This window comes from Pseudomonas putida NBRC 14164 (assembly GCF_000412675.1).
Classification (GTDB): domain Bacteria; phylum Pseudomonadota; class Gammaproteobacteria; order Pseudomonadales; family Pseudomonadaceae; genus Aquipseudomonas; species Aquipseudomonas putida.
In genome coordinates this window covers 82,544-106,753 of the sequence record NC_021505.1, presented here as the reverse complement: position 1 = coordinate 106,753, position 24,210 = coordinate 82,544, and the positions used below count along the sequence as shown (strand labels likewise).

At 62.5% G+C, this 24,210-nt stretch carries 29 protein-coding genes; 11 read left to right on the top strand and 18 right to left on the bottom strand.

All coding sequences use genetic code 11. The features are described from left to right. Positions 1-7 precede the first annotated feature (7 nt). Complete coding sequence (locus PP4_RS00495) at positions 8-589, bottom strand: hypothetical protein (RefSeq protein ID WP_016497406.1); 582 nt, start codon at positions 587-589, stop codon at positions 8-10. Further along, entirely contained in the window at positions 558-1,295 is a 738-nt protein-coding gene (locus PP4_RS00490) for an SURF1 family protein (protein WP_041167474.1), read from the bottom strand. Before PP4_RS00490 ends, PP4_RS00495 begins: the two co-directional genes overlap by 32 nt. Before the next feature lie 51 nt (positions 1,296-1,346). Here PP4_RS00490 and PP4_RS00485 point away from each other — a divergent pair, with 51 nt between their 5' ends. Then, positions 1,347-1,550, top strand: coding sequence for a twin transmembrane helix small protein (locus PP4_RS00485; RefSeq protein WP_016484259.1), 204 nt, complete (start codon positions 1,347-1,349; stop codon positions 1,548-1,550). Positions 1,551-1,661: 111 nt separating this feature from the next. On the opposite strand, the gene PP4_RS00480 is transcribed toward PP4_RS00485, so the two are convergent. From PP4_RS00480 to coxB, 4 genes are read right to left on the bottom strand one after another with little or no spacing between them, the layout of a single operon-like run. Beyond that, the gene (locus tag PP4_RS00480; protein WP_016497404.1) at positions 1,662-2,549 is read right to left on the bottom strand and encodes a cytochrome c oxidase subunit 3; all 888 of its coding nucleotides are present in this window, start codon (positions 2,547-2,549) and stop codon (positions 1,662-1,664) included. 16 nt (positions 2,550-2,565) lie between these two features. Next, complete coding sequence (locus tag PP4_RS00475; protein WP_016484257.1) at positions 2,566-3,132, bottom strand: cytochrome c oxidase assembly protein; 567 nt, start codon at positions 3,130-3,132, stop codon at positions 2,566-2,568. 10 nt (positions 3,133-3,142) lie between these two features. Further along, positions 3,143-4,732, bottom strand: coding sequence for a cytochrome c oxidase subunit I (gene ctaD / locus PP4_RS00470; protein ID WP_016497403.1), 1,590 nt, complete (start codon positions 4,730-4,732; stop codon positions 3,143-3,145). Between the two features lie 43 nt (positions 4,733-4,775). Then, the gene (coxB, locus tag PP4_RS00465) at positions 4,776-5,903 is read right to left on the bottom strand and encodes a cytochrome c oxidase subunit II (protein WP_016497402.1); all 1,128 of its coding nucleotides are present in this window, start codon (positions 5,901-5,903) and stop codon (positions 4,776-4,778) included. A gap of 368 nt (positions 5,904-6,271) precedes the next feature. Here coxB and PP4_RS00460 point away from each other — a divergent pair, with 368 nt between their 5' ends. Beyond that, entirely contained in the window at positions 6,272-6,913 is a 642-nt protein-coding gene (locus PP4_RS00460) for a hypothetical protein (RefSeq protein ID WP_016497401.1), read from the top strand. 126 nt (positions 6,914-7,039) lie between these two features. On the opposite strand, the gene PP4_RS00455 is transcribed toward PP4_RS00460, so the two are convergent. The 5 genes from PP4_RS00455 to prlC all read right to left on the bottom strand — a co-directional run bounded on the left by PP4_RS00455 (position 7,040) and on the right by prlC (position 13,408). Then, a complete protein-coding gene (locus PP4_RS00455) occupies positions 7,040-8,572 on the bottom strand; it encodes a SulP family inorganic anion transporter (RefSeq protein ID WP_016497400.1) in 1,533 nt (510 codons plus the stop codon). A gap of 190 nt (positions 8,573-8,762) precedes the next feature. Further along, complete coding sequence (locus tag PP4_RS00450; RefSeq protein ID WP_016497399.1) at positions 8,763-9,482, bottom strand: carbonic anhydrase; 720 nt, start codon at positions 9,480-9,482, stop codon at positions 8,763-8,765. A gap of 421 nt (positions 9,483-9,903) precedes the next feature. Further along, positions 9,904-10,962, bottom strand: coding sequence for a PA0069 family radical SAM protein (locus tag PP4_RS00445; protein ID WP_016497398.1), 1,059 nt, complete (start codon positions 10,960-10,962; stop codon positions 9,904-9,906). A gap of 80 nt (positions 10,963-11,042) precedes the next feature. Then, positions 11,043-11,324, bottom strand: coding sequence for a YheV family putative zinc ribbon protein (locus PP4_RS00440; RefSeq protein WP_016497397.1), 282 nt, complete (start codon positions 11,322-11,324; stop codon positions 11,043-11,045). Further along, positions 11,321-13,408: an oligopeptidase A gene (gene prlC, locus PP4_RS00435; protein ID WP_016497396.1), complete on the bottom strand. Its 2,088-nt coding sequence runs from the start codon at positions 13,406-13,408 to the stop codon at positions 11,321-11,323. The genes PP4_RS00440 and prlC overlap by 4 nt, the downstream gene beginning before the upstream one ends. Positions 13,409-13,474: 66 nt before the next feature. On the opposite strand from prlC, the gene PP4_RS00430 reads away from it, so the two are divergent. Both PP4_RS00430 and PP4_RS00425 read left to right on the top strand, forming a co-directional pair. Next, positions 13,475-14,023, top strand: a complete 549-nt coding sequence (locus PP4_RS00430; protein WP_016497395.1) for a gamma carbonic anhydrase family protein — start codon at positions 13,475-13,477, stop codon at positions 14,021-14,023. Positions 14,024-14,144: 121 nt separating this feature from the next. Then, positions 14,145-14,795, top strand: a complete 651-nt coding sequence (locus PP4_RS00425) for an HAD family hydrolase (RefSeq protein WP_016497394.1) — start codon at positions 14,145-14,147, stop codon at positions 14,793-14,795. A gap of 132 nt (positions 14,796-14,927) precedes the next feature. Here the strand turns inward: PP4_RS00425 and PP4_RS00420 are convergent, their stop codons facing one another. Then, the gene (locus PP4_RS00420) at positions 14,928-16,001 is read right to left on the bottom strand and encodes an aminopeptidase (protein WP_016497393.1); all 1,074 of its coding nucleotides are present in this window, start codon (positions 15,999-16,001) and stop codon (positions 14,928-14,930) included. Positions 16,002-16,086: 85 nt separating this feature from the next. On the opposite strand from PP4_RS00420, the gene PP4_RS00415 reads away from it, so the two are divergent. After that, positions 16,087-16,500 (top strand): PA0061/PA0062 family lipoprotein, encoded by a 414-nt coding sequence (locus PP4_RS00415; RefSeq protein ID WP_016497392.1) that lies wholly within the window; start codon positions 16,087-16,089, stop codon positions 16,498-16,500. Positions 16,501-16,555: 55 nt separating this feature from the next. Beyond that, positions 16,556-16,969 carry a PA0061/PA0062 family lipoprotein gene (locus tag PP4_RS00410; RefSeq protein ID WP_016484244.1) on the top strand — a complete coding sequence of 138 codons (414 nt, stop codon included), beginning with the start codon at positions 16,556-16,558 and terminating at the stop codon, positions 16,967-16,969. Positions 16,970-17,078: 109 nt separating this feature from the next. Here PP4_RS00410 and PP4_RS00405 read toward each other — a convergent pair whose 3' ends face one another. Both PP4_RS00405 and PP4_RS00400 read right to left on the bottom strand, forming a co-directional pair. After that, positions 17,079-17,312: a DUF1161 domain-containing protein gene (locus tag PP4_RS00405; RefSeq protein WP_016497391.1), complete on the bottom strand. Its 234-nt coding sequence runs from the start codon at positions 17,310-17,312 to the stop codon at positions 17,079-17,081. A 73-nt stretch (positions 17,313-17,385) separates the two neighbouring features. Then, complete coding sequence (locus PP4_RS00400) at positions 17,386-17,811, bottom strand: OsmC family protein (RefSeq protein ID WP_016497390.1); 426 nt, start codon at positions 17,809-17,811, stop codon at positions 17,386-17,388. 154 nt (positions 17,812-17,965) lie between these two features. On the opposite strand from PP4_RS00400, the gene PP4_RS00395 reads away from it, so the two are divergent. Beyond that, a complete protein-coding gene (locus tag PP4_RS00395; protein ID WP_016497389.1) occupies positions 17,966-18,970 on the top strand; it encodes an LLM class flavin-dependent oxidoreductase in 1,005 nt (334 codons plus the stop codon). A 98-nt stretch (positions 18,971-19,068) separates the two neighbouring features. On the opposite strand, the gene PP4_RS00390 is transcribed toward PP4_RS00395, so the two are convergent. Both PP4_RS00390 and PP4_RS00385 read right to left on the bottom strand, forming a co-directional pair. Beyond that, positions 19,069-19,290, bottom strand: coding sequence for a DUF1161 domain-containing protein (locus tag PP4_RS00390; RefSeq protein ID WP_016497388.1), 222 nt, complete (start codon positions 19,288-19,290; stop codon positions 19,069-19,071). A gap of 101 nt (positions 19,291-19,391) precedes the next feature. Beyond that, positions 19,392-19,607: a dodecin gene (locus PP4_RS00385; RefSeq protein WP_016497387.1), complete on the bottom strand. Its 216-nt coding sequence runs from the start codon at positions 19,605-19,607 to the stop codon at positions 19,392-19,394. A 149-nt stretch (positions 19,608-19,756) separates the two neighbouring features. Here PP4_RS00385 and PP4_RS00380 point away from each other — a divergent pair, with 149 nt between their 5' ends. After that, entirely contained in the window at positions 19,757-20,080 is a 324-nt protein-coding gene (locus PP4_RS00380) for a DUF883 family protein (RefSeq protein WP_016497386.1), read from the top strand. Here the strand turns inward: PP4_RS00380 and PP4_RS00375 are convergent. Continuing rightward, a complete protein-coding gene (locus tag PP4_RS00375) occupies positions 20,077-20,973 on the bottom strand; it encodes a LysR family transcriptional regulator (RefSeq protein ID WP_016497385.1) in 897 nt (298 codons plus the stop codon). The two genes, PP4_RS00380 and PP4_RS00375, sit on opposite strands and share 4 nt — an antisense overlap. Positions 20,974-21,083: 110 nt before the next feature. Between PP4_RS00375 and trpB the strand changes: the two genes are divergently transcribed. Together trpB and trpA are read left to right on the top strand one after the other, a co-directional pair. Beyond that, positions 21,084-22,301 carry a tryptophan synthase subunit beta gene (gene trpB / locus PP4_RS00370; protein WP_016497384.1) on the top strand — a complete coding sequence of 406 codons (1,218 nt, stop codon included), beginning with the start codon at positions 21,084-21,086 and terminating at the stop codon, positions 22,299-22,301. Then, a complete protein-coding gene (gene trpA / locus PP4_RS00365) occupies positions 22,298-23,107 on the top strand; it encodes a tryptophan synthase subunit alpha (protein ID WP_016497383.1) in 810 nt (269 codons plus the stop codon). The genes trpB and trpA overlap by 4 nt, the downstream gene beginning before the upstream one ends. A gap of 118 nt (positions 23,108-23,225) precedes the next feature. On the opposite strand, the gene PP4_RS00360 is transcribed toward trpA, so the two are convergent. After that, a complete protein-coding gene (locus PP4_RS00360) occupies positions 23,226-23,558 on the bottom strand; it encodes a DOPA 4,5-dioxygenase family protein (protein ID WP_016497382.1) in 333 nt (110 codons plus the stop codon). Positions 23,559-23,610: 52 nt separating this feature from the next. On the opposite strand from PP4_RS00360, the gene PP4_RS00355 reads away from it, so the two are divergent. Then, on the top strand, positions 23,611-24,165 hold the full coding sequence (locus PP4_RS00355) for an NAD(P)-dependent oxidoreductase (protein WP_016497381.1): 555 nt from the start codon (positions 23,611-23,613) through the stop codon (positions 24,163-24,165). Positions 24,166-24,210: the final 45 nt, after the last annotated feature.

The window sequence follows — 24,210 nt, the reverse complement described above, 5'->3', positions numbered from 1 at the left end:
CAGGCTCCTAGCCGATGTTGGACAGCTTGAGCAGGTGGCGCAGGTCATCCAGCACATGCTTGCCGTTGGCCTTGCCGTCGTAACGCAGCACCAGGTTGCCGTGGGGGTCGACGATCCACAGTTGCGGGCCAGGCTCGCCCACCTTCTGCAAGTAGCGCGGGGCATCCAGCGGGTAGCGTTGCAGCTGCGGATACTCGCGGCCCAGCAGCGCCTGGTAGTCGGCGCTCAGCGGCTGGGCGGTGGCCAGTGCATGGCTGGCACGGCTGGTGTCGCGGCCCAGGCCCACCTGGATCTGCCGGGCGAGGTACACCAGGCGCTGGCAGTCCTCGGCACAGGCTTCGGGGGCGCTGACCAGCAATTGCCAACGCTCGTCCTCGCCTGACACGCCGATATCAGTGCGGCTCTCACCGTTGCCGATCATATCGCCGTGGTAGCTGCGGCCCTCCGGCACCCAGAACTTCAGCTTGTACATGCTGGTGGCCAAAATCATCGGTCCGAGCACTACCAGCAGGATCAGCAAAAGCTGCAAACGCCCGCGGGCTCTGGGTTTGCTACGTTCAGGCACGTCCAGTGGAGTGGCGGTGGCCATGGCGTTTCTCCTTGTTGTGGTGCCAGCCGAAATAGAGGTAAAGCAGAACCAGTGCACCCGCCAGGGCAAACCACTGCACGGCGTAGCCCAGGTGTTTTTCCGGGCCCATGGCGACAACCGGCCAGTCCAGGCGATAGGCCGCCGGGCCGGGCTCCAGGCGCAACTCATGGGCAAAGCCTTCACGGCCCAGCGCCGGCCATAGCTGCGCGGCATCAACGGCAGTGAGCAGGTGCGGCCATTGGCCGCCTTCAGGGTCGGGATGCAGCTGGAACGTGCTGCCCGGCGATACATACACCGAAGCGTCCAGTGCCAAGGCGTGTGCAGGGGTATCGAAATGCACCGGCACACGGCGGTCTGGCCATGGCAGCCAGCCGCGGTTGATCAGCAGCCACTGGCCACTGGCTTGGTCATGGAAGGGTTGCAGGAGTTCGACACCGGCCTGGCCATCGCGCATGCGGTTGTCCAGCAATACGCTGTGCTCGGCGTCGAAGCGGCCGTACAGGTGCACGCGGCGAAACGCATTGTCGTCGCGTGATGCGAGCTGGGCGGTGGTGATCGGCGCCTCGATGCGCCGCTCGGCATAGGTGGCCAACAGCGCGCGCTTCTCCTCGGCGCGGCCGAGTTGCCAGCAGCCGAGCGCAACCAGCCCCGGCAGCAGTGCAAGCACCACCAAGGTCGGTACCCAGCCTGGGCGAAACGGCCTCACGGGCGCCTCGCTATACTTATCCACATCACCGCATCCCCCGGGAGTAGCGCCATGCTCAAGGCCGCGATTGTCCTGATGCTGTTGGCCACGATTGCCAGCCTGTTCAGTGGCCTGGTGTTTCTGGTCAAGGACGACGAAAACTCGACGCGTCTGCTGAAGGCTCTGACCGTGCGGGTGACCCTGGCGGCCCTGACCATTGCCCTGGTCGCCTGGGGTTTGCTCAGCGGTCAGCTGGTTTCACACGCGCCCTTCTGAAACTGCACTCGTTTTGCTGGCCTCATCGCCGGCAAGCCAGCTCCCACAGTAATCGGCATAGGCCACAGGCCCTGTGTAACCCTGTGGGAGCTGGCTTGCCGGCGATTGGCCCTACAGCACATACACAAAGATGAACAACCCCACCCACACCACGTCGACGAAGTGCCAATACCAGCTGGCTGCCTCGAAGCCGAAGTGTTTCTCGGGGTTGAAATGCCCGCGCAAGATGCGCACGAACATCACGATCAGGATGATCGTGCCCAAGGTCACGTGGGCACCGTGGAACCCGGTGAGCATGAAGAACGTCGCGCCATAGATCCCCGACCCCAACGTCAGCCCGAGCTTGGTATAGGCTTCGTGATACTCGAAGGCTTGCAATGCAATGAAGCTGAGCCCCAGCAGGATGGTCAGGGCCATCCAGAATTTCAGCGGCCCGCGGTGATCACGGCGCAGGGCGTGGTGGGCAATGGTGATGGTCACACTGGAACTGACCAGCAAGATGGTGTTGATCAGCGGCAGGTGCCACGGGTCGATCACTTCCTTGGGCGGCGGGAACAGCTTCGGGTCGGGCGTGTGCAGCAGCGGCCAGGTGAATTCGAACGTGGGCCACAGCATGTGTGCAACACCCTTGGCCCCGTCGCCACCCAGCCACGGCCCTGCCAGGACGCGCACGTAGAACAGCGCACCGAAGAAGGCCAGGAAGAACATGACTTCAGAAAAGATGAACCAGCTCATGCCCCAGCGGAACGAGCGGTCCAGTTGCGGGCTGTACAACCCGGCCCGGCTCTCCTTGACCACTGCGCCAAACCAGCCGAACAGCATGTAGGCCAGAAACAACGCACCCACGAAGAAGATCAGCGGCCCGTGCGATTCCGGGTGGCCAGCCTTCATGTCGTTGAACCAGGTGCCCAGGCCGAACACCGTGATGAACATGCCGATGGTGGCAATGATCGGCCACTTGCTCTGCGCCGGTACGTAGTAGTGCTGATGACTTGCCATTGCTGTTCTCCTTCCCTTAACGGGCGCCCTGGACGTCCTGGGCCGCAACATGCGCGACCGGCGGGTGGCGAGCGGTGATGTCGAACAAGGTGTAGGCCAGTGTCAGGTGCTTCACGCTGGCCGGCAGGTCGCGGTCGACGATGAAGCGCACGGGCATCTCGATGCGTTCGCCGGGCTGCAGCACCTGCTGGGTAAAGCAGAAGCACTCGGTCTTGTGGAAGTACGCTGCGGCCTCGGCCGGGGTGATGCTGGGTATCGCCTGCGCGCTCATGGGTCGGTCGGTCGGGTTGTGCGCGACGAAGATCATCTGGTTCACCGCCCCCGGGTTGACCTCCAGTTGGTCAGCCGTGGAGTAGAAGTCCCAGACCATGTCGCTGGCATTGGTCGACATGAACTGCACCCGCACCGAACGCGACGGGTCACTGACCTGGCTGCCCTCGTATTGCCCTCCGGTCTTGCCGTTGATGCCGAAGGCCTTGCACATCACGTCGTAGATCGGCACCAGAGCGAAGCCGAAGGCGAACATCACCACCGTCAGCATCAGCAGGCGCGTTACCAGGCGTTTCAGCGACAGGCCGTTCATGGCGGGGTTCCTATTTCACTTCCGGGGGTGTCTGGAAGGTGTGGTAGGGCGCAGGTGAGGGGATCGACCACTCCAGGCCTTCGGCGCCATCCCAGGGCTTGGCCGGTGCCGGCGCCCCGCCGCGGATGCACTTGATGACGATGAACAGGAAGAAGATCTGCGTGGCGCCGAACATGAACGCGCCGATGGACGACACCATGTTGAAGTCGGCGAACTGCAGGTTGTAGTCCGGGATGCGCCGCGGCATGCCGGCCAGCCCTACGAAGTGCATGGGGAAGAAGGCCATGTTCATGCCGATGAACGACAGCCAGAAGTGCAGCTTGCCAAGGGTTTCGTCGTACATGTGGCCGGTCCATTTCGGCAGCCAGTAGTACGCCGAGGCGAAGATGCCGAAGATTGCCCCGGGCACCAGCACGTAGTGGAAGTGCGCCACCACGAAGTAGGTGTCGTGGTACTGGAAGTCCGCCGGGGCGATGGCCAGCATCAGCCCGGAGAAGCCGCCGATGGTAAACAGGATGACGAAGGCGATGGCGAACAACATCGGCGTTTCGAAGGTGAGCGAGCCTTCCCACATGGTGCTGACCCAATTGAACACCTTCACCCCGGTGGGCACGGCAATCAGCATGGTGGCGTACATGAAGAACAGCTCACCGACTACCGGGATGCCGACCACGAACATGTGGTGGGCCCAGACGATGAACGACAGAAAGGCAATTGCGCCGGTGGCGTACACCATCGAGGTGTAGCCGAACAGCGGCTTGCGCGAGAACGCCGGGATGATCGAGCTGACCGCACCAAAGGCCGGCAGGATCATGATGTACACCTCGGGGTGGCCGAAGAACCAGAACACGTGCTGGAACAGCACCGGGTCACCGCCCCCGGCCGCGCTGAAGAAACTGGTGCCGAAGTGAATGTCCATCAGCATCATGGTCACCACACCGGCCAGCACCGGCATCACCGCAATCAGCAGAAAGGCCGTGATCAGCCAGGTCCAGACAAACAGCGGCATCTTCATCAGGGTCATGCCAGGCGCACGCAGGTTGAGGATGGTGGCAATCACGTTGATCGCGCCCATGATCGAGCTGATACCCATCAGGTGGATGGCGAAGATGAAGAAGGTGACGCTGGCGGGGGCGTAGGTGGTGGACAGCGGGGCGTAGAAGGTCCAGCCGAAGTTCGGCCCGCCACCCGGGCTGAACAGGGTCGAGACCAACAGCAGGAAGGCTGCCGGCAGCAGCCAGAAGCTGAAGTTGTTCATGCGCGGCAGGGCCATGTCAGGCGCGCCGATCATCAACGGGATCATCCAGTTGGCCAGGCCGACGAAGGCCGGCATCACCGCGCCAAACACCATGATCAGGCCGTGCATGGTGGTCATCTGGTTGAAGAAGGCTGGCTCCACGATCTGCAGGCCAGGCTGGAACAGCTCGGCGCGGATCACCATGGCGAACGAGCCGCCAAGCAGGAACATGATGAAGCTGAACCACAGGTACATCGTGCCGATGTCTTTATGGTTGGTGGTCAGTACCCAGCGCATCAGGCCCTTGGCCGGGCCGTGGGCGTGCTCATGGCCGTGGGCGTGGTCGTCGATCACTGTGCTCATGTCCTGTCTCCTGCAACCCATTGATTGCCGCGAGTAACCCGGTTCACTTGGCTTCTGCCTGCTTCAGCGCCAGCACGTCCTTCGGCGTGACCATGTCGCCCTTGTTGTTGCCCCAGGCGTTGCGTTCGTAGGTGACAACGGCGGCAATGTCGACTTCCGAGAGCTGCTTGCCGAACGCCGCCATGGCGGTACCGGGCTTGCCGTGGAAGACAATGCTCAGGTGGCCTTCCTTCGGCCCGGTGGCGATCTTCGAGCCCTTGAGCGCCGGGAACATCGGCGGCAGGCCCTGGCCTTCGGCCTGGTGACAGGCCACGCAGGTGGTGTGGTAGACCTTGTCGCCACGTTCCACCAGCTCTTCCAGGGTCCACTCCTTGCTGGTCAGTTCCTTGAGCTTGGCGGCTTCAGCCTTGCGCTCGCCCAGCCAGGTGTCGTAGTCGGCCTTGGACTTGACCTCCACCACTACCGGCATGAAGCCGTGGTCCTTGCCGCACAGCTCGGTGCATTGGCCGCGGTAGATGCCGGGCTTTTCGATACGGGTCCAGGCTTCGTTGACAAAGCCGGGGATGGCGTCGCGCTTGACCGCGAAGGCCGGCACCCACCAGGAGTGGATGACGTCGGCAGCAGTCACCAGGAAGCGCACCTTGGCGCCCACCGGCAGCACCAGCGGCTGGTCGACTTCGAGCAGGTAATGCTCGTCCTTGGGGGCCTTGTTGTGAATCTGATCGGTGGGGGTGGCCAGGTTGCTGAAGAACTCCACATCCTGGCCCAGGTATTTGTAGTGCCACTTCCACTGGTAGCCGGTGACCTGGATGTCGATGTCCGACTCGCTGGCGTCGTAGATGTCGATCAGGGTCTTGGTGGCCGGGATGGCCATCACCACCAGAATCAGGAAGGGCACTACGGTCCACATGATTTCCACCCAGGTATGCTCGTGGAAATGCGCGGCCTGCTGGCCAGTGGAGCGGCGGTGGACGACCATGGACCAGAACATCGCGCCGAATACAACTACGCCGATGATCACGCAGATCCAGAAGATGGTCATGTGCAGGTCGAAGACGGCGTTGGAAACCTCCGTCGCCCCCGGGTGCATGTTCACGGTCCAGGCGGCGTTGGCCTGACCAAAAACCGACCACAACAGGAGGCCCATCCAGACATGTGGATGTCGCATCATTGCGGGTTCCCCTTCTAATTCTTGTTGTCCCGGAGGCGTGGCCTGCGGCAAGAGGGAACGGCGGTCAAGACTGCCTGGCTTCGACGACCGAGCCCCTGCAAAAGCAGTCGGGCCTCATCAACGAATCACGTTCAACGGGAGTATAGACAGCGACCAATGGCACGCAATGAAGCCTGTGAAATGAACTTCACGAAATGACTGAATGGTCTGAAAACCGCGCGCTTGATAGGGTGTGGCGCAATAATGGCACTCCCATATACCTGATAGCGCACACGTTTGCGCCGCTTATAACAAATGCGTCTTAGGTATTCTGTATACCGAGCTAATTTAGTGTCTTCCGTTTGAAACGTAATGTCCCTGGAGTTGTCATGAACATCGCTGCTGTACGCGAGCAGGTAAGCCAAGCCCATCAACATGAAGGCCAGACCGGCCAATTGAAACAGCGTCTCGAGCTGCAACTGCCCCATCTGCACCCCTCGATCCAACTGCCTGAGCAGGACGCCCAGGGTACTTTGGCGCGCTTCGTCAGCGCCTACATCGATCAGGTTCCGGAACTGCTGGAGGCCGCCCACGCGGTCGCCCGCGAAGCCGGGATCGAATCGCAGATCAAACCTGTACTGAAAATTGCCGAGGCCTACTTCCTGCAGCCGCCCAGCGTGATGCAAGGGCATGTAGGCCTGGACTGCCTACTGGATGAGGCCTACCTGGCGCACCGCCTGGTGGAAGAGGTGAATGACCTGTACATCCGCCACTTCCAGCAGCCGCTGATCCCGGTCGACACCACGGTCGCCAACCTGATTGCCCACCAGCTGATTGGCGAGAGCTTTGCCAACCAGCTAGATGAAGTGGTGCACCACTCGGTTGACGAAATGCTCAATGACGAAAGCTTTGCGGTGGAATCGGTGGAGGCTTATCGCGAAAAGCTGAGCAGCCCGGCAACCGGCGAGGCGTGGAAGCGCTGGCCTTGCCTGTCGCGACAGCTGGGTGTGGAGCTGGGTCAGCCAGCCTGATATTCCTGTACCGGCCTCTTCGCGGGCTAGCCCGCTCCCACAGGTACTGCACAGCATTGAGTGTCTGTGCGGTCCCTGTGGGAGCGGGTTCACCCGCGAAGAGGCCAGTTCAGGCGATGGAAGTTTTCACGCCCCAACCCCCGCCGTAGTCCGCAACCGCCCCTCGATCCGCCGCTTCAGGCGCCGCTGCTCGATCAACAACCGCGACCCATTGGCCGCATTACTGCGGTTCCAGTCCTCCAGCAGCTCAAGGCACGAGTGGTCGATGTAGCTCAGGTTGCCCAACGGCACATGCAACGTGGTGCCCGCGGGTACGGTATCCAGCACCTGGGTCAGCGCCGGCACCTTCAGGAACGTGGCCGCGCCACTGAGGCGCAGTTCCATGTGACCATCCTTGGCGAGGCTCACCAGGTTGATCTTCAGCCGCGCTGCCTTGAACGCCAGCTTCAGCAGGGTCAGGGCAAAGCCCAGCAGCACACCGGTCAGCAGGTCGGTGAAGATGATGGCCAGCGCCGTCGCCGCATAGGTGAACATCGGCATGCGACCATAACGGCCCAGGCCACGAAATGCCTTGAAGTCGACCAGCTTGACCCCGGTAAACACCAGCACACCCGCCAGGCTCGCCACCGGAATCTGCTGCAGCACGCTGCTCAACACCACCACGAAGGCCAACAGCCACAAGCCGTGGAAGATTGCCGATGCCCGTGTCTGCGCCCCCGCCTGCACATTGGCCGAGCTGCGCACGATCACACCCGTCATCGGCAGCGCGCCCAGCACGCCACAGAGCATGTTGCCGATACCTTGGGCCGACAGTTCACGGTCAAAGTCCGAACGCTGGCCGCTGTGCATGCGGTCTACCGCCGCGGCCGAGAGCAAGGTTTCGGCGCTGGCGATGAAGGCCAGGGCAAAGGCGGCGACCAGCAGGGTAGGGTCGGCCAGTTGCATCAGGTCAGCCGGGCGGAGCCAGTCGATGGCCTCGGACAGGTCTGCCGGCACCTGCACGCGGTTTACCGGCAAGGCCAGCCACATACTGATGGCAGTCATGGCGGCAACACCCAGCAGCGCGCCAGGGACGAAGCGCAGCCGCTGCGGCCGCAGGCGTTCCCAGCCCCACATGATGGCGATGGTGCCCAGGCCCAGCGCACCGGCCATCCAGCCGGAGCCTGCGTTTTCCTGTGGCAGGGCTGCGGCAACGGTGGACGGGAATTCCAGCAGGTTCTGCAACCCGGAAGGCTGCGGCGCCGTGTCGAACATCACATGCACCTGCGACAACACGATCAGCACGCCAATCCCCGCCAACATGCCGTACACCACCGCTGGCGCAGTGACACGAAACCAGCAACCCAGGCGCAGGCGCCCGGCCAGCAACTGCAGCAGCCCGGCCAGCAACAGGATCGGCCCAAGCATGGCCATGCCATGCTGGCGCACCAGCTCGAACACCAGTACCGCCAGGCCGGCGGCTGGGCCGCTGACCTGCAACGGCGAACCGGCGAGGAAACCCACCACAATGCCGCCGATAATGCCGGTAATCAGGCCCTTGGCCGGCGGCATGCCCGAGGCAATCGCGATACCCATGCACAACGGCAGGGCCACCAGAAAGACCACCACCGACGCCAGCAACTCACGCGGCAGGGCCGCTTTCAACTGTGTAATGTTCACCGTGTTTCTCCTTTCTCTGTCGCACGGCCATTCCTCTGGCCGTGGGCACGTTTGCCCCTGACGAGCGCGCAAGCGCGGGCCGCCAGCGGGCTTGCCGGCAAGGCAGTCAGGGAATTCAAGGCAGCCGAAGGCCGCGCCACACCCCATAGGGTGCAGCCGGCTATCAAGGTTCTAGCGGTGGATGGGTCGCTTAGTAGCGGCCTCTCGGAGTAGCGCAGGGGACCGGCTCGCCAGCAGCCAGGGGCAGGAAGCTGTCGCTGATGGCGTCATAAGCTTCGATCTTGCTGGTTTCGATGTCGTAAACCCAGCCATGAATGAACAGCTCACCGGCTGCAAGGCGCGAGGCAACCGAAGGGTGGGTGCGCAGGTGATGCAACTGGGCGATCACGTTTTCCTTGGTCAGCACCTGCATGGTTTCGTGTTCGGTACCGCACGAGCAGTTGTTCTCGACCACGGTACGCGCCACTTCGGCATGGCGCAGCCAGGCGGAAACAGTCGGCATCTTGGTCAGCGATTGCGGGTTGAGTACTGCACGCATGGCGCCACAGTCGGAATGCCCACAGACGATGATGTGGTGCACTTTCAGCGCAAGCACGGCGTATTCGATGGCGCTGGAAACGCCGCCGTTCATCTGACCGTAGGGCGGTACCACGTTACCCACGTTACGGGTTACGAACAGGTCGCCAGGCGAGCTCTGGGTGATCAGCTCGGGGACGATGCGCGAGTCGGCGCAGGTGATGAACATGGCACGCGGCGTTTGCGCAGTGGCGAGCTTCTTGAACAGCTCTTGCTGTTCGGGGAAGACGTCATGGTGAAAGCGCAGGAAGCCGTCGACGATGTGCTTCAGGGCGGCATCGGCGCCCTCAGCGGGTACCTCCGGAACGACCTTGGATGGGTCCTTGACGGGCATGATTCATCCTCTTGACGGTGTGTTGGTAAATCCATTTTACCGGTGAAAGATTCTGGCTATGCAGGGTTTTAGATGACACGCACGGGCCATAGATCACAGTCGGTGTGGACTGATTTCCTACGCTAGCGGGGAAAACTTAACTGAAACTTAATTCGAAGGCTCTAGAACGGGCGTTCCAGATATAAAAGGCGGGTTCTGGATAATAGCAAAAAAACATCAACTGCCAATATGTATTAGCGCAATTATTAACTCGGATTAGTTGTATTGAGGGCTGGCAATGGGCCCCATTTGGGGACCTGAGACCTGCAAGCTGCCTGTGGGAGCGGGCGTGCCCGCGATAAGGGCAACTCGGTATATGGCACCGGCTGCGCCGGTGTTCGCGGGCACGCCCGCTCCCAAAAAAGCCGTGATCTTTTCAAAATCAAAACAGGGCCATCTGCCCATTGGGCGGGCAGAAGGCAGAGCAGTCCAGCGTCTGCGCCTCCCGCCCTTCAAAATCCAGCCGCTTCATGGCTTTGGCAAACCGTTGTGCCAACAGCTCGGCAAATACCCCTTCACCGCGCATGCGCGCACCAAACCGGCTGTCATACAGCTCGCCGCCCCGGCTCTGGCGGATCAGGCTCAACACATGGGCCGCCCGTTGCGGGTAATGGTCCTGCAGCCACTGCTCGAACAGCGGCGCCACCTCCAGTGGCAGGCGCAGCATCATGTAGGCCGCGCTCTGTGCGCCCGCTTCCCTGGCAGCCTCCAGCAAACGCTCCAGCTCACTGTCGTTGATCATCGGAATCATCGGCGAACACAACACACCCACCGGCACACCCGCCTCGCGCAACACGCGGATGGCCCTCAACCGGGCACTGGGTGACGCCGCCCGCGGTTCCAGAACCCGCTTGAGGTCGTCGTCCAGCGTGGTCAGGCTGATCATTACCCGCGCCAGACGTTGCCGGGCCATTTCGGCCAGCAGGTCGAGGTCGCGCAACACCAGCGAACCTTTGGTCACGATGGTCACCGGGTGGCGAAAACGCAGCAACACTTCCAGCAGCCGCCGGGTCAGCAACTGCTCCCGCTCGATCGGCTGGTACGGGTCGGTATTGGAGCCCAGGTTGATCGGCGCGCACACGTAACCCGGCTTGCTCAGCTGTTGCGCAAGCACTTCGGCGGCATTGGTCTTGGCGATCAGCTTGGTTTCAAAATCCAGGCCGGGGGAGAGGTCCCAATAGGCATGGGAAGGGCGGGCATAGCAGTAGATGCAGCCATGCTCGCAGCCACGATAGGGGTTGATGGAGCGGTCGAAGGGCAGGTCGGGCGAGGTATTGCGGGAGATGACCGACTTCGCCGTCTCGCTGCGCACTTCTGTGCCCTGGGTCTGCGGCACTTCCTGATACCAGCCGTCGTCCTCGACCACCGAATGGTTGGGGGCAAAACGGTTGTGCGGATTGTGCGCCGTGCCACGGCCCTTTAGTGGTGCTGGAGGATTCATGGCTAACCCCTATACTGTATTTACATACAGTATCGCAGCTACCATGAATCCACCAGCGCCTCTGATCCGACAGCCAGTGCTTACTCTGTCGGTTTCTTCAGCTTCGGATTAGGGAAGAACTGCACCGTCTGGACCTTGGCCGGCGCCGCCTTGGGCGCCAGGTGGTTGACCCGGGTGCCGAGCTCCTTGGGCACCGACAAGCCCTGCTCGTTGAGGGTGTCGGTGAACCCGCAGGCGACGCACTCGCGGTGCGGTACGTCGTCTTCGCTCCACATCATCAGCTTGTCGGGCTCGCTGCACGCGGGGCATACCGCCCCGGCAATGAAGCGTTTCTTGGTCTTGTTCACAACTACCTCGCTCACGCCGCAGCGCCTTCGGTAAGACCACTATGGCGCAGCAGCGCATCGATGGAAGGCTCACGGCCACGGAAGTCGACAAACAGCACCATCGGCTCGCGCGAACCGCCACGGGCCAGGATAGCCTCGCGGAAGGCACGCCCGGTCTCGGCATTCAGCACACCTTCTTCCTCGAAGCGCGAGAACGCGTCAGCCGACAGCACTTCAGCCCACTTGTAGCTGTAGTAGCCCGCCGCGTAACCGCCCGCAAAAATATGCGCAAAGCTGTTGGGGAAGCGGTTGTACGCCGGTGGGCGCATGACCGACACCTCGTCACGCACGCCTTCGAGCACCTGCAGTACGCTGCGACCGTCGCCATGGCTGGCGTGCAGCTCGAAGTCGAACAGCGAGAACTCCAACTGGCGCACCATCATCATGCCCGACTGGAAGTTCTTCGCCGCCAGCATCTTGTCCAGCAGGTCCTGGGGCAGGGCCGCGCCGGTTTCGTAGTGGCCGGAGATCAGCGCCAGGCCTTCCGGCTCCCAGCACCAGTTTTCCATGAACTGGCTTGGCAACTCGACCGCGTCCCAGGCCACGCCGTTGATACCGGAAACACCGGCATGCTCGATGCGGGTCAGCAGGTGGTGCAGGCCGTGGCCGAATTCGTGGAACAGGGTGGTGACTTCATCGTGGGTCAGCAATGCAGGCTTGCCGGGTGCGGCCGGGGTGAAGTTGCACACCAGGTTGGCCACCGGGCTCTGCAGCTCGCCACCGGCAGTGCGACGACGGTCGCGGGCGCCGTCCATCCACGCACCGCCGCGCTTGTTGGCGCGGGCGTAAAGGTCGAAGAAGAAGCGGCCGACATGCTGGCCGTTTTCCTTGATCTCGAACAGCCGCACGTCCGGGTGCCAGCTGTCGAAGACCTTGAGCTCGGCGATTTCGATGCCGTACAGGCGCTGCACGATGCTGAACAGGCCGCCCAGCACCTTGTCGATCGGGAAGTAGGCGCGCAGGGCTTCCTGCGACACGCTGTAGCGCTGCTCGCGCAGCTTCTCGCCAAAGTAGCCGGCGTCCCAGCTGGCCAGTTCAGGGCAGCCCTGCTCGGCGGCATAGGCCTTCAGCTGCTCCAGGTCCTGGGCGGCAAACGGCTTGGAACGCTTGGCCAGGTCCCGCAGGAAGCTCAACACCTGGTCGCTGGACTCGGCCATCTTGGTGGCCAGGCTCAGCTCGGCGTAGTTCTTGTAACCCAGCAACGCAGCCAGTTCCTGGCGCAGGTCGAGAATTTCCTGCATGACCGGGCCGTTGTCGAACTGGCCGGCATTCGGGCCCTGGTCCGAGGCGCGGGTGCAGTAGGCGGCGTACACCTCTTCGCGCAGGGCGCGGTCGCTGGCGTAGGTCATCACGGCGTAGTAGCTGGGGAATTCCAGGGTGATCAGCCAGCCGTCGAGGCCCTTGGCCTGGGCAGCGGCAGCCATCTGCGCCTTGGCCGAATCGGTCAGGCCGGCCAGTGCGGCTTCGTCGGTAACGTGCTTGGTCCAGGCCTGGGTGGCGTCGAGCAGCTGGTTGGAGAAGCGGCTGCCCAGCTCGCTGAGCTTGCTTTGCACTTCGGCGTAGCGCTGCTGCTTGTCCGCCGGCAGGTCGATACCCGACAGGCGGAAGTCACGCAGGGCGTGTTCGAGAATAGTCTTTTGCGCCACGTCGAAGCCGGCGGCTTCGGGGCTATTGATCAGCGCCTGGTAGGCTTCGAAAAGCGCGCGGTTCTGACCCAGTTCGGTCGAGTAGGCGCTCAATGCAGGCAGGCACGACTCGTAGGCTTCACGCAGCTCGGCGCTGTTGCACACCGCATTAAGGTGGCTGACCGGGCTCCAGGCAGCGCCCAGGCGGTCGTTCAGTTCGTCCATGGCCAGCACCAGGCCAGCCCAGGTAGGGGCCTTGCCCTGCTTTTCGAGGATCTCGGCAATGGCTTTACGGTTGTCGGCCAGGATAGCTTCGATCGCCGGCAACACGTGTTCGGCACGGATTTGCGAGAAGGGCGGCAGATCGTGGGATTGCAGAAGCGGGTTGTTCGCAGTCACGGTTTGGATACCTTGGCAGAAGAAACACTGCCCCATCTTAATTACAATCGACGCCGACCGCAGCAGGCAGCCTGCCTATCGGCACAGATGAGAGACGCTATCATGGCCATCCGAAGCTTCCAGCAACACACTCCGAAAGTTGGGCTACGTGCCTTCGTCGACCGCTCGGCAGTAGTGCTGGGCGACGTGGAGATCGGTGAAGACAGCTCGATCTGGCCGATGACCGTGGTACGCGGCGACATGCACCGCATTCGCATCGGTGCACGTACCAGCGTGCAGGACGCCAGCGTGCTGCACATCACCCACGCCGGCCCGTTCAACCCGGACGGTTTCCCGCTGATCATCGGTGACGAGGTGACCATCGGCCACAAGGTGATGCTGCATGGCTGCACCCTGGGCAACCGGATCCTGGTCGGCATGGGCAGCACCATCATGGATGGCGCCATCGTCGAGGACGAAGTAATCATCGGTGCCGGCAGCCTGGTACCGCCGGGCAAACGCCTAGTCAGTGGTTACCTGTACATGGGCAGCCCGGTGAAACAGGCCAGGTTGCTGAACGACAAAGAGCGCGCGTTCTTCTCATATAGCGCCGGCAATTACGTGAAGCTCAAGGACCAGCACCTGGCCGAAGGCTACGACCAACCGGAATGACCGCATTCGCGGGCTTGCCCGCTCCCACAGGTTTAGTGGAGCCTTCAGGGCCAGCGCCATACCTGTGGGAGCGGGCAAGCCCGCGAAGAAGGCAACGCAGCACTCAAGTGGAACCTTATACATGCAACAGCAAAACATCCTCTTCGACCTCGACGGCACCCTGACCGACCCCCGCCTGGGCATCACCCGCTCGATCCAGTATGCCCTGGCCAAGTTGGGCATCGACGAGCCGGACCTGGCCCGCCTCGAACATTTCATCGGCCCGCCTTTGCTACAGGCCTTCATGCAGTTCTACAGCTTCGACGAAGCCAAGGCCTGGGAGGCGGTGAACTTCTACCGGGAGCGTTTCCGCGTCACCGGCCTGTACGAAAACCTGGTGTTCCAGGGCGTGCCGGAGTTGCTCGAAGCCCTGAACGGGCAGGGCCGCACGCTGTACATCGCCACTTCCAAACCGTGGGAATTCGCCCGCGAAATCGCCCGGCACTTCGCCTTCGACCAACACTTCAAGGTGATCTACGGCAGCGAACTGGACGGCACCCGCACCAACAAGGTCGAGCTGATTCGCCATCTGCTGGATGAAGAAGGGCTGGACCCGGCGCAAACCCTGATGATCGGGGACCGCAAGCATGACCTGATCGGCGCGCGCAGCAATGGCTTGCAGGCAGTGGCGGTGGGGTATGGGTTTGGTAGCCAGGAAGAACTGATGGCAGAAGAGCCGGCCTACCACTTTGCGACCTTGGCCGAGATGCATCAGGCATTCATCAAGGCTTGAGTGCCCTAGGGGCTGCTTTGCAGCCCATCGCCGGCAAGCCAGCGCCTACAGGTCCTGCATCAAATTCAAACCTTGCGCGGTCCCTGTGGGAGTTGGCTTGCCGACGATGGGTCGCGCAGCGGCCCCAAGATGTCACAGGCTAACCACCAGACGCTGCAGCGCCGCTTTCCTTTCTTCAATCGGCAACCGCCCCAGCTGCTCGACCCGCTGATAAAACCGAAGCCAATCCCCACCCACCTCACGAAACACCGCCGCAAACGCCGGCACCCACTGGTCATACAGCCCGAACGGCAACAACTTGGCATTACTCATCGGCCCATACATCCAGGCGTCATAACGCTTGTCACCGCCCCACTGGCCATCACGCACCTGCCGGTACTCACGCCTCAAACGCTCAAACTCGGCCTGCTTGGCCCGCCGCTTGTGCGCATCGTCCAGCGGCCCGCCATAAATCGCCTGCAACCGCTCACGGCTGGCCAGCACCAGCCTGATGAACTGGTCACGCTGCTGCCCCTGCTCCTCGCCAACAGCGGCAAGCCCACGCGCTGCACGCCATTGCCGGGTGCCTTCCTGCTCGACAAAGGAGGCAAACGATTCGTTGAACTCGGTATCGTCCTGCACATAGAAGCGCTGGTGAGCCAGTTCATGGAAGATGAGCGTGGCCAGGCGCTCGTCGCCCCAACCGACCATTGACGACAGGATCGGGTCGTCGAACCAGCCAAGGGTCGAATACGCCTCCACGCCCCCCAGATACACATCCAGGCCGTCCTGGCGCATCAATGCCGCCGCCCCGCGTGCCGCACCTTGCTGGTAGTAGCCGCGATAGGCCACGCACCCCGCAATCGGGAAACAGTGCGTCACCGGCTGCAACGACAGTTCGGGCGTGGCAAACACATTCCACACCACATAAGGCCGGCCAATGTCGGCATAAACCCGGTAGCTGCGGTTATCCGGCAGTTTCAACTGCTGGCTGGCGAACACCCGCGCCTGTTCAGCGTGCGCCAGGCGCGAGCGTAACTGCGGTGACGTGGTGGGGTCGGCAAGCACCTGCGCGACTGGCTGTCGCGCACGCAGCAGCTGCAATTGGCCCTCGGCCAGCTGCCCATAGTAGGCCACGCTGCTGCAACCGTTCAGCAGGAGCGCCCCCAGCAGGGGAACCAAACGGGTGAAAACGCGGTCGAGTGCCCCAGGGCCTGAGCGCTGCATAAAAAAAAGTCGAAGCATCCGGGCTGTATGACTCGCTCAAGGCCAAATTCGCTCCAAGACTATCTCGCCAAGGGGGAGTTTCGCCATGCGTGCATTGTTGGTCGCCGGTTCACTGTTGCTGATATCCGCCTGTTCCACGTTGCCGGCCCCGGACCCGAATCAGGCCTGGATCGACCTTACCCCCTACGACAACACCTCGCTGGACGCCGTGCAGGTCGATGAACGTGACTGGGCCGACAGCCGCTATTTCGAAGTACAGCCCGGCAGCCACGAGCTGACCGTGCGCTACCAGTTCCCGGTCACACCCAGCAATATCGGCCCGGTCGACGAGCCCTTGTGGCGCGACTGCCAGGTCAAACTGAGCTTCAAGGACTTTGCCGCCGGGCAGCGCTATCAGCTGCACGCTGGCAGTATCGGCTTCCGCCCCTGGATCAAGCTCTACGACGACCAGCAGAAAATGGTCGGCCAAGGCTTGCCTGCAGGCTGCCAACGCACCTGAACCGCACAAACGGCGCTATGCTTGTTACTTGTAAATCGCAAGTGGGAGTTTTGCCATGCGCCAGCCCATGATGCTGATCGCCCTCAGTGCACTGGGGGCTTGCGCCAGCCCCTTGCCCCCCGTCGACCCCAAGCAGGCCTGGGTTGATCTGTACACCATGACCCCCGGCCGCGTGATCATGGCCGACCGCCTCGATGGCAAGCGCCTGGAGGACGGCCGTTACTTTCAGGTAACGCCCGGCAAGCACGAACTGGTGGTGCGCTTCGATTATGAAATCTACTCGGGCGGCATCATGTCCGAACCCAGGGACCGAACCTGCTACCTGACCGTGCGCTTTGACGACTTCAAGGCCGGCGAGCGTTATCGCCTGGAAGCGCGCGCGCCGGTGATGGAGCCGCAGGTGCTGCTGTACGACGCCAGCCGCAAGGTGCTGGTGAACGAGCCTAGTAACGTGTTCTGCATTCCGTGAGCTGGGGCTGCTTTGCAGCCCATTCGCAGCACAAGGCTGCTCCTACAGGGATCGCGTACGTTTGCAGGAGCAGCCTAGTGCTGCGATGGGCCGCAAAGCGGCCCCGAATCTACCGATCATTCTTCTGGTAAATGATCTTCTTCGTCCCGCCATCGCAAGTGCCGACGACCATGTTCTGGTCCTTGACCTCACTGTTGGGCACGATCTCCAGGGTGTAGGACGGCACACCCTGAGCCTGGATCTTGGCCTCGATCTCGGCTTTCAGTTCCTCGCACGGCTTGACCGCCGCCAACGTGGATGTGGCGACCAGGGAAGCCAACACGGCGATTGCTACGCGAATCATGGAACGGCTCCTGAAAAGGCAGCGTGCTGCCGACGCTGTTTAGACTACAGCAAACCGCCTCCGTTGCGCCGCTTCAGCCCACCAGCGCTGCATCCAGGCTGATTTTTGCGTTCAGCACCTTGGACACCGGGCACCCTTCCTTGGCCTTGTTGGCAATCTCCAGGAACTGCGCCTCTCTCGCGCCCGGTACCTTGGCCCGGAGCACAAGATGCACGGCCGTAATGGCAAAACCATCCGGCAGCTTGTCGAGCGTCACCTCGGCAGCGGTGTCGATCCGGTCCGCAGTCAGCCCTGCTTCACCGAGCATCATCGACAACGCCATCGAGAAACAGCCGGCATGCGCGGCGCCAATCAGCTCCTCCGGGTTGGTTCCAGGCGTGCCCTCAAAACGGGTGTTGAAGCCATACGGGTTCTGCTTGAGCGCGCCGCTTTCGGTAGAAAGCAGGCCCTTGCCATCCTTCAAGCCACCTTGCCAGATCGCCGATGCTGTCTTTTTCATACTGCCTCCTGGTCATTCGGTTACGTGGTTATGGATTCAGAGGCCCGCCACTTACGGCAAGTTCAGACCAATCGCACAGCAAACATTGAATCCCCCGAATATGCCCATACAGAGTTACAAAGGCCTCTGGCCAACCACCTTTGCGGAGGCTCCCATGACGCAGCTGCGTGATCTGAAAATATCCACCCTCGACCTGGTGCCCGTGCGCGCCGATGCAGGCCCGGCGCAATCGCTGCGCAACTCGCTGGACCTGGCGCAACACGTCGAGCGTTTTGGCTACAACCGCTTCTGGGTGGCGGAGCACCACAACATGGACGGCATCGCCAGTTCGGCGACGTCGGTGCTGATCGGCTACCTGGCCGGTGGCACCTCGACCATTCGCGTAGGCTCTGGCGGGGTGATGCTGCCCAACCACGCGCCGCTGGTGATCGCCGAGCAGTTCGGCACCCTGGCCAGCCTCTACCCGGGGCGTATCGACCTGGGCCTGGGCCGTGCGCCGGGCTCGGACCAGATGACCGCCTACGCCCTGCGCCGTGACCGTGCCGGCGGCCCGGACGACTTCCCGGACGATGTCGAGGAACTGTCGCGCTACCTCGGCCCGCGTACCGATGATCAAAAAGTGATCGCCGTGCCGGGGCACGACACTGACGTGCCGATGTGGCTGCTCGGTTCCAGCCTGTTCAGCGCCCAGCTGGCGGGCATGCGCGGCATGCCCTATGCCTTTGCCTCACACTTTGCGCCGCGCTTCATGCACGAGGCAATCCGCGTTTACCGCAATCATTTCAAGCCCTCGACCACGCTGGACAAGCCGTATGTGATGCTGGGCATCCCCATGGTGGTGGCAGAAACCGACGAAAAGGCCGAATACCTGGCAACCTCGGTGTACCAGCGCATCCTGGCGCTGATTCGCGGCCAGAGCCTGATGCAGAGGCCGCCCGTAGAAAGCATGGATGGGCTGTGGTTGCCCCATGAGCGGGATACGGTAGGCAGTTTCCTCGGCCTGGCGATGATCGGCAGCCCGCAGAAGGTAAAGGCCAAGGTGGAGGTGCTGCTGGAGCAGACCGGGGCGGACGAGCTGATCTTTACCTGTGACCTGTATGAGCATGCGGACCGGATCCGGTCCTATGAGCTGTTGGCGCAGGCCCTCAAGACCGCCTGACCTTTTTCGCGGGCTCGCCCGCTCCCACAGGACTGCACGGGTGCCTGACCCAGTGTGTTACCTGTGGGAGCGGGCGAGCCCGCGAAAAAGCAAACGCATCAACCGCGGCGGTACACAATCTCTTTGGTACCCGCCTCGCAGCTACCAATCACCTTGCCGGCCGGCTCGCCCTTGTTGACGACCTCCAGCTTGTAGCCAGTAACCCCTTTGGCATCCAGCTTGGCGGCAATTTCTGCCTTCAGCTCTTCGCACGGCTTGCCCGCCGCCAGCGCACCACCGGCCAGTGTCATCAGGCCCAGCGCCAGAATCAGTTTTTTCATCGATCGCTTTCCTTGTGCAGATGAAATCAGAAAGGGCGCCCGCCAATGCGCCCCTCTCCTGAATACCCCATTAGGCCGGGATCATCCAGCCCGGCAGTGTTTCAGCTATTGGCGATACGAAAGCCCACCTTCAGCGTGACCTGAAAATGCGCGGCCTTGTTGCCTTCAATATGCCCACGGGTATCGACCACTTCAAACCATTCCAGGTGCTTGATGCTCTTGCCGGCTTCTGCCAGGGCATTGTTGATCGCGTCTTCGATGCTGGTTGGCGAGGATCCCACCAGTTCGATCTTCTTGTACGTGTGATGGTCAGTCATGTTCACGCTCCTTGGATAACGGTGAAATTCAGCCTAGCAGGGTAGGCCTGGTTTACCTGCGAGCCGTCCGCCAAGGTGAAAGTTCGATCGCACTTTCGCGCGGGCCAAGGGTCGCAACCTTACAGCCCATACTGCAAAGGAGAGTCAACATGCACCGCAACTCGCTGCGTAAAACATCCCTGGAGAGCATGGAAGCGGAGATCGAAAGCCTTCTGAAAAGCCTGGAAAACCTCAAGCATGACGCCTCGGAAGAGTCCCAGAAGTCGGTGAAGGCAATCCGCAGCAACGCCGAAAGCGCGCTGAAACACTCGCGCAGCCTGCTCAGCGATGCTTATGAGGAAGTGAAGACCCGCACCCGCCAGACCGGTATTGCTACCCGTGATTACGCACAGGAGCACCCGGTTACGACAGCGGGCGTGGCGCTTGGCGCCCTCGGCCTGCTGGCGGCCTATCTGCTGACCCGTCGCAACTAACCCGCCTGGCGTTCCAATTCGCGGCGCAGCCACTGCGCCAACTGCTCGGCGCGCCCATCTGCGGCGCGCCGCGGCACCCACAAGGCCAGCGCTGCCCGGGTAGGGGAAAAGCCCCACGGCGCGCTGAGGCGCCCGGCCCTCAAGTCATCTGCCACCAGCGGCTGTGGCGCGATGGCCACCCCAAGGCCTGCAACCGCAGCCTCCAGCAAATAGTACAAATGCTCGAACGCCTGGCCGTACTGCAACCCGGCCGGGTCCAATCCCTGTTGCCCAGCCCATGTCGGCCATGCTTGTGGCCGCGAGGTGGTATGCAACAGGGCCTCCTCCAGCAGGGCTTTGGCGGGCGCATCTCGCAAGCGATCGAAGCCGGCAAAATGCGGGCTAAGCACCGGCCCGATACGCTCCTCAGCCAGCACATGCACCTGCATGTCCGCCGGCCATGGGGGTTCAGCGTATACCAGCAATGCATCGAGCCCTGGACGACGGGGGTCGAGGTCACCTTCACCTGCGGACAAGTGCAGGCGCAACTCAGGCAAATCCGCCTTCAGGCGACCAAGCCTGGGGATAAACCAACGCGCTAGCAGGCTCCCCGAGCAGCCCAGCACAAACGGCGCCTCGCTGACATCGCGGCTGAGTTCTGTACACACGCTGCGCAACCGGTCGAAGGCCTCACCGCTGGCATCGCGCAGACGCACACCGGCATCTGTGAGTTTGATGCCACGCCCGTCCTTGACGAAAAGCGCCACCCCCAGGTGCTCCTCAAGCACCTTGATCTGCCGGCTGACAGCGCCATGGGTAACATGCAGCGCTTCAGCCGCCTGGCTAACGCTGTTGAGCCTGGCGGTAGCCTCGAAGGCGCGCAGGGCATTCAGGGGAGGGAGATCGTGGGCCATTTTACCTGTGAGTTTTTCTGACAAGTTTGCGCAATCTTATCGGTTTTCAGCCGGGCTTGCCGTGGTTAGAGTAAAGCCCATCACTCATTCATTACGCCCTGGAGCGCCCCATGACCCAGTCCCAATACCGCCCCGGCCCCGACGCCAATGGCCTGTTCGGCTCGTTCGGCGGCCGCTACGTGGCCGAAACCCTCATGCCACTGGTGCTGGACCTGGCCCGCGAATACGAAGCGGCCAAGGCAGACCCCAAGTTCCTCGAAGAGCTGGCCTACTTCCAGCGCGACTACATCGGCCGCCCCAACCCGCTGTACTTCGCCGAGCGCCTGACCGAGCACTGTGGCGGTGCGAAGATCTTCTTCAAGCGTGAAGAGCTCAACCACACCGGCGCGCACAAGGTGAACAACTGCATCGGCCAGGTGCTGCTGGCCAAGCGCATGGGCAAAAAGCGCCTGATCGCCGAAACCGGCGCCGGCATGCACGGCGTGGCCACCGCCACCGTCGCTGCCCGCTTCGGCCTGCCGTGCGTGATCTACATGGGCGCCACCGACATCGAGCGCCAGCAGGCGAACGTGTTCCGCATGAAGCTGCTGGGCGCCGAAATCGTCCCGGTTACCGCCGGTACCGGCACCCTGAAAGACGCCATGAACGAAGCCCTGCGCGACTGGGTCACCAACGTCGAAGACACCTTCTACCTGATCGGCACTGTCGCTGGCCCACACCCGTACCCGGCCATGGTCCGCGACTTCCAGTCGATCATCGGCAAGGAAACCCGCGCTCAGCTGCAAGAGAAGGAAGGCCGCCTGCCAGACAGCCTGGTTGCCTGCGTCGGTGGTGGTTCCAACGCCATGGGCCTGTTCCATGAGTTTCTCGAAGAGCCAAGCGTACAGATCATCGGCGTCGAAGCCGGTGGCCACGGCGTGCACACCGACAAGCACGCTGCCAGCCTGAACGGCGGGGTACCGGGCGTACTGCACGGCAACCGCACCTACCTGCTGCAAGATGCAGACGGCCAGATCACCGACGCCCACTCGATTTCCGCAGGCCTTGACTACCCGGGCATCGGCCCGGAGCACGCCTACCTGCACGAAGTGAAGCGCGTCGAGTACGTCAGCATTACCGATGACGAAGCGCTGGATGCGTTCCACGCCAGCTGCCGTCTGGAAGGCATCATCCCGGCGCTGGAAAGCTCCCACGCCCTGGCCGAAGCGATCAAGCGCGCACCGAAGCTGCCCAAGGACCACCTGATGGTCGTGTGCCTGTCGGGCCGCGGCGACAAAGACATGCAAACCGTCATGAACCACATGGCCGCCCAGGAGAAACAGGCATGAGCCGTCTTGAACAACGCTTCGCCGAACTGAAGGCCGAAGGCCGTTCGGCACTGGTCACCTTCGTCACCGCAGGCGACCCGGGCTACGACGCCTCGCTGCAGATCCTCAAGGGGCTGCCGGCAGCCGGTGCCGACGTGATCGAACTGGGCATGCCGTTCACCGACCCGATGGCCGATGGCGTGGCCATTCAGTTGGCCACCCTGCGCGCCCTGGAAGCTGGCCAGACCTTGGCCAGGACCCTGCAGATGGTTCGCGAATTCCGAGTGGATAACCACACTACGCCAATCGTGCTGATGGGCTACTACAACCCGATCCACCGCTTTGGCGTGGACGCGTTCGTGGCTGAAGCCAAGGAAGCAGGTGTCGATGGCCTGATCATCGTCGACCTGCCGCCAGAGCATGACGCCGAACTGGCCAGCCCGGCGCAGGCTGCAGGCATCGACTTCATCCGCCTGACCACCCCGACCACCGACGATGCGCGCCTGCCGCGCGTGCTGGAGCGCAGCTCCGGGTTTGTGTACTACGTGTCGGTGGCCGGTGTGACCGGTGCCGGCTCGGCGACCACCGAGCACGTGACCGAAGCCATTGCCCGCCTGCGCCGGCATACCGACCTGCCTATCAGCGTCGGTTTTGGCATTCGTACCCCGGAGCAGGCTGCGAACATTGCCCGCCTGGCGGATGGTGTGGTGGTGGGCTCGGCGCTGGTCGACAAGATCGCCCAGGCTAAAAGTGCCGACCAGGCGGTGAGTGATGTATTGAGCCTGTGCTCGGCACTGGCTGAAGGCGTGCGCGGCGCCCGCCGCTAAACCGCGTCGCCTGCTTCGCGGGCTTGCCCGCTCCCACAGGGATTACACAGATGCTGAAAACTGTGGAGAACCTGTGGGAGCGGGCAAGCCCGCGAAGAGGCCATCACAGGCAATAGAATTACCCACCAAAAATCGACAGTTTCAATGGCCGCACGGCCCCCATCCAGATCGCATGATCCCGGTGGTCCGCCAGTTCATCCCCGGTTTCCGGGTGCATGAATACCACCAGGCCCTTGCGGTACAGCGCCAACCAAGGCAAAACCACCCCTACCACTTCAGGCCCGAACGCCAGCTGGCAACTCCAGTCCGGGTGTGGCCCAACCGGCTTCTGATGCATGCGCCCCATCGTCACGGGAAACAGCCGCGCCGCCTCCTCGCACAGTTCACGGGCCTGCTCCATGGTCGCTGCGTCGTAATAAACGTGGGCGTGGTAACCCTTGATCCTCTGCACGATAACTCCTGATTGCGGTCCAACCATCACCACCTGCAAAGGGAGTGATGCAGTGAAAAACGCCGAAACTCCAGTGTTCAAACTGGTCTTGTTCGGGCCTGAAAGCAGCCTGGGCAATGCCCTGATGGCCGAGCTGCTGTCGCGCCAGCACGAAGTCACCGCCGTGGTCGATGACCTGAACCGCCACACCGCCCGCCCGGGCCTGCACTTCAAGATAGGCGGGCTGGACGATGCCGACCAGGCAGAGCAGGGCGCGGCAGGCGGCTCGGCGGTAATCGCCCTGTTGTCGGCGCTGGCGCCAGGTGACTTGCCGGGGCAAGCACGGCTGAGCGAGGCGCTGGTGGCGGGGCTTGAGCGTACGACTATACGCCGGCTGTTGCTGGTGGGCGATTTCGCTGTGCTGGATGAGCCGGCCAAGTACAGCGAGGTGGAGCGGGAATGTGTGGACCATGTGGTTGATGGGTTGCAGCGCAGTGCTTTGCACTGGACCTTGATCAATACGCCGCAGGCTTTGCCCGATGAGGGGTGGGCACGTGTGGCGGCGGGGATGGCGGATATGCTGGAACTGGACCTGCACCGGGGCGAGCATCTGAACTTCGTGGTCTAGATCGCCGGGGCTGCTGTGCAGCCCATCGCCGGCAAGCCAGCTCCC